At 72.6% G+C, this 6,560-nt stretch carries 6 protein-coding genes; all 6 read right to left on the bottom strand.

Annotation, left to right across the window (positions count from 1 at the left end):
* Positions 1-270: hypothetical protein (locus tag ACFV6V_RS30850; protein ID WP_385571144.1), on the bottom strand; the 270-nt coding region annotated here is incomplete at its 3' end.
* 465 nt (positions 271-735) lie between these two features.
* Positions 736-1,854: a hypothetical protein gene (locus ACFV6V_RS30845; protein ID WP_385571143.1), complete on the bottom strand. Its 1,119-nt coding sequence runs from the start codon at positions 1,852-1,854 to the stop codon at positions 736-738.
* A gap of 241 nt (positions 1,855-2,095) precedes the next feature.
* Entirely contained in the window at positions 2,096-3,124 is a 1,029-nt protein-coding gene (locus ACFV6V_RS30840) for a phosphoadenosine phosphosulfate reductase family protein (protein ID WP_385571142.1), read from the bottom strand.
* Between the two features lie 55 nt (positions 3,125-3,179).
* On the bottom strand, positions 3,180-4,691 hold the full coding sequence (locus ACFV6V_RS30835; RefSeq protein ID WP_385571141.1) for a hypothetical protein: 1,512 nt from the start codon (positions 4,689-4,691) through the stop codon (positions 3,180-3,182).
* 121 nt (positions 4,692-4,812) lie between these two features.
* Positions 4,813-5,580, bottom strand: a complete 768-nt coding sequence (locus ACFV6V_RS30830; RefSeq protein ID WP_385571140.1) for a hypothetical protein — start codon at positions 5,578-5,580, stop codon at positions 4,813-4,815.
* Positions 5,581-5,678: 98 nt separating this feature from the next.
* The gene (locus ACFV6V_RS30825; RefSeq protein ID WP_385571139.1) at positions 5,679-6,248 is read right to left on the bottom strand and encodes a hypothetical protein; all 570 of its coding nucleotides are present in this window, start codon (positions 6,246-6,248) and stop codon (positions 5,679-5,681) included.
* Positions 6,249-6,560 lie beyond the last annotated feature (312 nt).

Genomic DNA, 6,560 nt, shown 5'->3' with positions numbered 1-6,560 from the left:
TCCGCTGGCGCGGACCGGGCCCTCCTTCGTCGGGCCGAACGGGCGCCCCTGGCGGGGCGGCTGTTCCCGTTCGGGTCCGCTGGCGCGGACCGCCGATCTGTCCGCGCCGGCCGAGGTGGAGTCCGGGGTGCACCTGGTCGAGGTGGAGAGCAGGGAGGTCCGCCTCCGGCGGACGGTGCCGGTGCCTCCGGCATCGGCAGCGGTGCGGCCCGCTCCGCGGCCGTGGCAGTGTCGGCGCTTCGCGCCGAGGTGCGGTGCTCCGCGCCGCACGGGGTGGTCCGCTGCGCTGGACCGGTCTGCAGTGCACGCTTCGCGTGGGGTGTCGTCGCTCCGCGACGACGGCGAAGGGCGCCCCCGCTTCGCGGGGCGGGGCCCGCTGCGCGGGCCGGCCGGACCCATCGGCACCCAGCGACGCCGCCGGAAGCACTCAGTCGTGATGAAGAAGAAGGACCGCCTCCGGCGGGGCCCTTACTCCCAAGGGGGCGGGGGCTCCGTCACCGTGTGCGGGCCGTGGGTGGCTGGGGTGGAGGGGTGGCCGGGGTCTCCCCTCGGCCGGTCGGTCACCCGGAGGGCTACCCGGAACCCGGCGGGGCCGCCAGGCCGAGCCGCTTCGCGGTCGCGCGAGCGCGAGCCTGGCACCCCCGCCGGAACCCGGGTACGGGCGAGCCTGCCCAACCGACCGAGGGGAGCCCCCGCCCACCGGGCGGAGCCGTGGCGGACGCCGCCAGGCAGCGCTCAGGCCGGCGCGACACGGCACCGGGTCAGGTACGTCTCGACCATGCCCTCGCGGACCGTGTTGCGCACAACCCGGCCGGTGACACGGAGCCGTTGCCCCTCTTCGGGGAACGGCTGGGTCATCGAGTCCCACGCGTACAGGCGTCCGGCGCCGTCGGTGAAGCGGACGCGGCGGCGCTCGCCCCACTGGCTCGTGAGCGGGCTGACCTCGGTGACCGTGGCCGTGATCGACTCGCGGTCCTCCGCGGTCAGCCGCCGCTGGGCCTCGCGCAGGTACATCGGGACTGCGGACACCACCAGACCGATGTCCGCCGGTGCCAGGTCCTGTGCGACCGCGCGGGCCAGCTTGCGGCGGTAGTCGCTCGCGGCCGCGTCACCGTGCAGACACCAGTCCCGGACCGCGGCGGCCATGGCCTCGACGTTCCCGGCGGCCCGAAGGTGTTCGTGCAGCTGGTCCAGGACCTCCCGGCCGGCGCCGCCCAGCAGCAGGGCGCGAACCTGTTCGGCGGTCGTCCAGCCGCCGCCGCGCTTGACGTACCCGGCCTGGACGGTCAGGGCGGCGGCATACTCCAGGACCTGGTCGACGTGGAGCCGCAGATCCGACGGCACTTCGCCGGGCTCGTACGGCTCGGCTGTCAGGCAGCAGTGGATCAGGTTCCACAGGTCGCGCAGGACGGTGACGGGCAGGTTCGCGTACGGGCCCGCGCACGTTGTGCCCAGCTGCATCGTGCTGCCGTCATCGTGCCGAAGGAGGTAGCTGGTCAGGGCTCCGCGTTCCCCGCAGGCGTCGCAGTGCGCGATCCGGTCGGCGGCCTCGTCCTCGAACGGCGGAAGCGCGGTCACGGTGCTGTCCGCCGCCCCGTCGTGCTCGACCTGGGCGATGACGGTCCAGCCCTGAAACTGCAGGAGGGGGAACGTCACGGTGACGTCCTGGACGGCCACGGCGCCGATGGGGACGCCGTTGACGTCGGGCCATGGCATGGGCTCGACGGGTCCGCGGGTGAGGTGGCATCCGGTCAGCCCGTGGGCCCGGGTCTGCCGGTCCGCCTGCTCGATCGCCTCGCGCAGGGCTGGGAGCTGATCGTTTCGGACAGGGAAGGTCAGGGATGTACTGGTCATGCGTTCTCCGTAGGGGGCGACACGGCCCGGCCGTGGGAGACGGCCGGGCCGACGGGATGGGTCAGTGTCGATGGACCTGTTCGGCCCGTCCCCGGGGAGAGCACGGCAAGCGCGGTGAGGCTCATCGCGACTCCTGGACGTTGAAGGTTCGGGGCTGCCGAAGGAACTGCCACACCTTCGAGCATTGCTAATTCTGCCTTATATCTTGAGCGGGGTCAACGCCGTTCCCCCTGTTCCGGGGCTACATCGTCAGGGTGCAGGTGTCGCATCCGCCGGTCGCGTGCAGCAGCGAGGCGGACCCGGTTCGGGCCTTGGACTCGTACGCTGGCGGCCGCCGGAGGGCGGCGTGCACGTCCCGCTCCATGCGCTCGAAGTCGGCGTTCTCCTCGACGCGGACGCCCGGGTCGGGGGCGTCGCGGCGGCGGGACTGCGCGATCAGCTCGGCCATCGTGATGTTGGGGTTGAAGGGGACCTGACGGACCCGCTCGACCAGCGCGCACAGCTCGGCAAGCCGGGGCCGGCGGGCCACGGCCAGCAGCAGATCGCGGTGGCTGGCCAGCGTGCAGGTTGAGCAGGAACAGCGGCTGGACCCCCGGCGATCCCCGGCGCCGGGGTGGGAGTCGTAGCACCAGTGGTACGGCACCTCCTCCGCGAGGGTCCACGCCCACACATCGGCGGTGCTCACCTGATGGGCGGGCAGCCACTCGTCCACCACCCGGTGGGAGTTCTCGGTCGTGCGGCGCCACACCTGCCGGTTGCGACGGTCGCGGCTCTCCTCCGCCCTCAGGCCGAGGACGTTGGCGAACATCAGCGGCCCCTGGACCTCCTTGCGCAGGATGCGAACCTGCGGGGTGAACGCGCCGAACACCATCTTCGTCTTCCATGGCCCCGTGCAGGTGCGGGCCTGACCCAGCCAGGGCCAATCCCCCCGCTCGGCGATGAACGTCAGCAGATCGAACGGGACCGTGCGGCCGTCGACCTGCCGGGTGCGGCGGACCTCGATGTGTCGCTCCGGCGGGACGCCGAGAATCTGACTGTGCTGGGCGGCGAGCTCGCTCGCGCTCGGCCACCGCACCCCGTCCACGGTGACGGCGGGCCACTCCATCGGGCCCAGGCTGGCGTGGGCGGTCCAGACGCGGTCGGCGACCCCAGCCTGGCGGGCGGCATCCATCGCCTTGGCACCCGCGATCACGCCGTCCTTCCCGCCGGACAGGTTGATCACGATGCGGTGCCGGGTCGCGGCGAAAGCGGCCGGATCGGTGTAACTCATCTTGCTCTCCTCGGTGTTGGGCGGGCCCCAGCCGTTCCGGAGCCCGCGGGGTGATTCAGGCGATGAGGGTCACGCCGCCGACGGTCTTGGACCGGCGGATCAGCGGCTTTCCGCCCGTGAGGCGTGGAGGTTCGGGCGCGGGCAGCGGGCGGAGCGGGTTCCAGCGGGTGCCGACGTCCCCGGTGTGCCGGGTCCATGCCTCCTCGAAGTGCTTCCGCTGTTTGTCGCGGACTCCGGCCGGCGCCGCGACGGCGAAGGCGGCGGCCGCCGGGAATCTGCCGTCGGCGGTGAGGTAGTGGGCCCGCTGGATGCCGGACGCCTCCCCGCGCTCCAGGGCGAGCCCGTGGCGGGTGGCGAACTGCCGGATCAGCTGCTCGGCGGTGCGGCGGTCGCCTTCCCACACGGTCCGTACCGACCGCCAGGCGGGGCCCTTCTTCGCCAGTCCCCGGCATTCGCGGTGCCCGGGGCACCACGGCTCGAAGTCCCCGGCGGGGTGGTCGGCCCGGCACTGCTCGGTCCGCGGCTGTCGGCACCACCATTTCGGTGACCGGCAGGACCGGCCGTGATGGGTGCGGCAGTCCGGCGTGCGGGCCGCGTAGTAGATCCTCCGCACCTCGTAGATCGCGTACGGGGCCTGGTCCAATGACTCCTCGAAGGCGCTCAACACGGGATGGTTGCGGCCGTCCTCGGTGAGCCTGCGGTACAGGCTGTCCGTCCCGTACAGGCTGGAGCGCTCGTTGAGCGCCATCGCGACGTGCTCCATCCGCAGGACGTCCGCGGCGATGTGCGGGTGGTCCCGCAGACGCGCCTCGTGGGCCTCCCTGCTCGCGCACACGCCACTGAAGGGGCACTGCGAGCAGTAAGACTTCTTCACCGGCTCTCCGAGCCGTTCCAGGACGAACCGCTCGACGTCCGCCCGGTCCTGACGGGCCAGGATCAGGGGATAGAACGGCTCACAGATGGTCCGGCCCGCGGCCCGGTTGTGCTCGCGCTGGATGCGGCTGTCCTTCTCCGCGCGCTTCAGCTCGCCGTAGTGGTAGCCGATCACCCGGCGGTAGCTCGCGCCGCCGAACTCGGCCTCCGTCCACTGGTCCAGCACCCATCCCTTGAAACGGATGCTGCACGTCCTACGGCCATTGGCGATCTGGGGGACGGTTCCGGCCTCCCGGAGCTCGTCGCTCAGACGCCACGGCCCCCGCGCGAAGATCCGCCGGGGAGACCGGCTGTCGTCCAGGACGACCACGCCGTCCGCGTCCTGGCGGCCGGCGCGGGCCACCTGCACCAGCCGGACCCCCGCCCGGCGCAGGCGCGGCAGTACCAGCCGGTCGACGTAGTCCAGGGTGTCCGGCCATTCGTCGCCGGTGACCGCGTGAACCACGATCAGGTCAGAGAGGTCGGGGGCCAGACCGTACCGCTCGGGGTGGTCCAGGAACTCGATCAGGATGGCCGTGCTGTCGGCTCCGAGTCCGTAGCTCAGCACGGTCATCCCGGAGGACCGGCCGAACGTGGTCCGCTCCGAGGGCTCGGGCAGGTCAAAAAGGGCTGCGGGCAGGGCAGTTGCAGGCACGGCGAACTGAATCCTCGGGTCGGGTGGCTTCGCGCCGACGGACGGCGGCGGTCACGGCGGGCGGCTCGATCGCCGCCCTGTCGCCGGGGGCACGGACGTGGGCCCGTGCCCCCGGTTCAGGTCAGCCCTTCTGCGGAGGCTTGACGATGTCCCGCATCACCGCGGCGCGGGTCGGCGCCGCCGGGCAGGGACCGAGCAGCCGGGTCAGGTGACCGCGCAGGGCCTCGATGTCACCGGCCTTGCGGGCACGGTCGGCCTCGTCCAGCAGGCCGGTCACCGCCTCGCGGTCGGTCGGGTGCCCGGTCTCGCACGGGCAGGCGGTGGGGCGCTTGCCCACCAGCTCGGCCACGCGGGCGGCCTGCTCCTCGAAGGGGACCTTGCACCCCTCGTGCCGCCACGCGGGCCGCGGCGTCGGGTCGCCGTTCCGCCCGCGCAGGTGGCTCCACCAGCGGTTTCCGACCCAGCCGCAGATCAGGTCTTCCATCTCGAACGGGTTGTCCGACCCGGGATAGCCGTGCTTGGGGTCCCATGCCAGTTCATCGAGCCTGCCCAGGCAGATGCCCGCGCTTAGGATGTTGCGCCGCGTGGGCGCCATCCGCGGGTGCAGCCACGGGACGATGCCCTCCAGCGCCGTCTCACCGGCCTGTTCCGTCTGGGGGAGGGCGGCGCCGGACTGGGTGACGGTGTCCAGGTGGGCGGCGGCCTTGTCGCGGTCCTCGTGCTGGCTCTCCTCCACCTGGCCCAGCACGCGCGCGTGCCAGTCGCCGTGCCAGCGGTGGATGCGACCGATCAGCTTCCCGTCGACCGTGACGGGGTACCGGCCGTCCGGGGTCCGGTCGCCGATGCGGTACCGCTTCTCCGGGGTGTCGGGGGCGTCGTTCGTCGCCATGTCGTTGTCTCCCTGCGTTGAAGGTTCGGGGCGGGCTTCTGCCAAAGCCCTTGCGGGGTGGGCCCGCCCGGCTGCCACCGGGCGGGCCCACCGGGGTCCTACCGGCGGCGGTGCTTCAGCAGCGCGCTCAGGCTCGGGGCGGACGGCCGCGCGTTCTGCGGGTGCCACCCCTCCCGGAGGAAGGCGACGGGCCGGTTCTCGCAGTTGCGCACGATGACCAGGTCCGGGCTCATCGCGACGGTCTCGCCACGGCGGGCGGCGCGGACCAGGAGGTCGCGCACCTCGTAGCGGTCGGCGCTCTCGGGCGCGGCCCCGGCGGAGCCGGTGAACAGCGGGCTGCTCACCCAGCGGGCCGCGAGAGGGATGCTGCGGGCCTCCGCGAGGGTGGGGGTGTGGTGGTCGAGCATCCCGGCGGGGACCGGGACGATCGTGGTGACCACGGTGCCGTCCTCGGCGTCGAGCAGTCGGACCAGTTCCGAGTCCGGGGACTGACGGACGGTCAGCTTGTCCGTCACGTCGGCCGCCCGGACGGTCCACCACGTCTCGTTGACGTCGGCGGCGGTCGTCACCAGCCGGGGGCGCCCCTCGGTCCACACGTAGGTGGTGGACAGGTAGAGGGCGAATCCGCCGATCTCGCGCGGGGTCTCGGTCTCCAGCTCTGCGTACATCGTTGCTCCCGTGTTGAAGGTTCGGGTTGTCGGGGAGGACTGCCACCCCCTTCCGACATCACTAATCATGCCTTATTTTGGGCCGGAAGTCCAGCCCTGAAGACCCTCCAAACGAGTGATCTACATCACACGTTTTCGCAGGTCAGCGGCGGTCCTTGCCCCTCCACACGGACCTTGCCCGGCGGCCCGCCACGGCTCCACCCGGCGGGCGGGGGCTCCCCTCGGTCGGTCGGGCAGCTCCGCCCAACCACCGGTTCTGCGGGGGGTGCCAGGCTCGCGCTTGCGCGACCGCGAAGCGGCTCGGCCTGGCAC

The sequence above is a fragment of the Streptomyces sp. NPDC059828 genome, from assembly GCF_042731955.1.
Taxonomy (GTDB): domain Bacteria; phylum Actinomycetota; class Actinomycetes; order Streptomycetales; family Streptomycetaceae; genus Streptomyces.
The sequence above is the reverse complement of the archived record's forward strand: the minus strand, read 5'-3'. Positions and strand labels throughout refer to the sequence as shown.

What these genes read in the sequence shown, in the direction of transcription:
- ACFV6V_RS30845 (WP_385571143.1), bottom strand. Translation starts at nt 1,854, where the DNA reads ATGACCAGTACATCCCTGACCTTCCCTGTCCGAAACGATCAGCTCCCA.
- ACFV6V_RS30840 (WP_385571142.1), bottom strand. Translation starts at nt 3,124, where the DNA reads ATGAGTTACACCGATCCGGCCGCTTTCGCCGCGACCCGGCACCGCATC.
- ACFV6V_RS30830 (WP_385571140.1), bottom strand. Translation starts at nt 5,580, where the DNA reads ATGGCGACGAACGACGCCCCCGACACCCCGGAGAAGCGGTACCGCATC.
- ACFV6V_RS30825 (WP_385571139.1), bottom strand. Translation starts at nt 6,248, where the DNA reads ATGTACGCAGAGCTGGAGACCGAGACCCCGCGCGAGATCGGCGGATTC.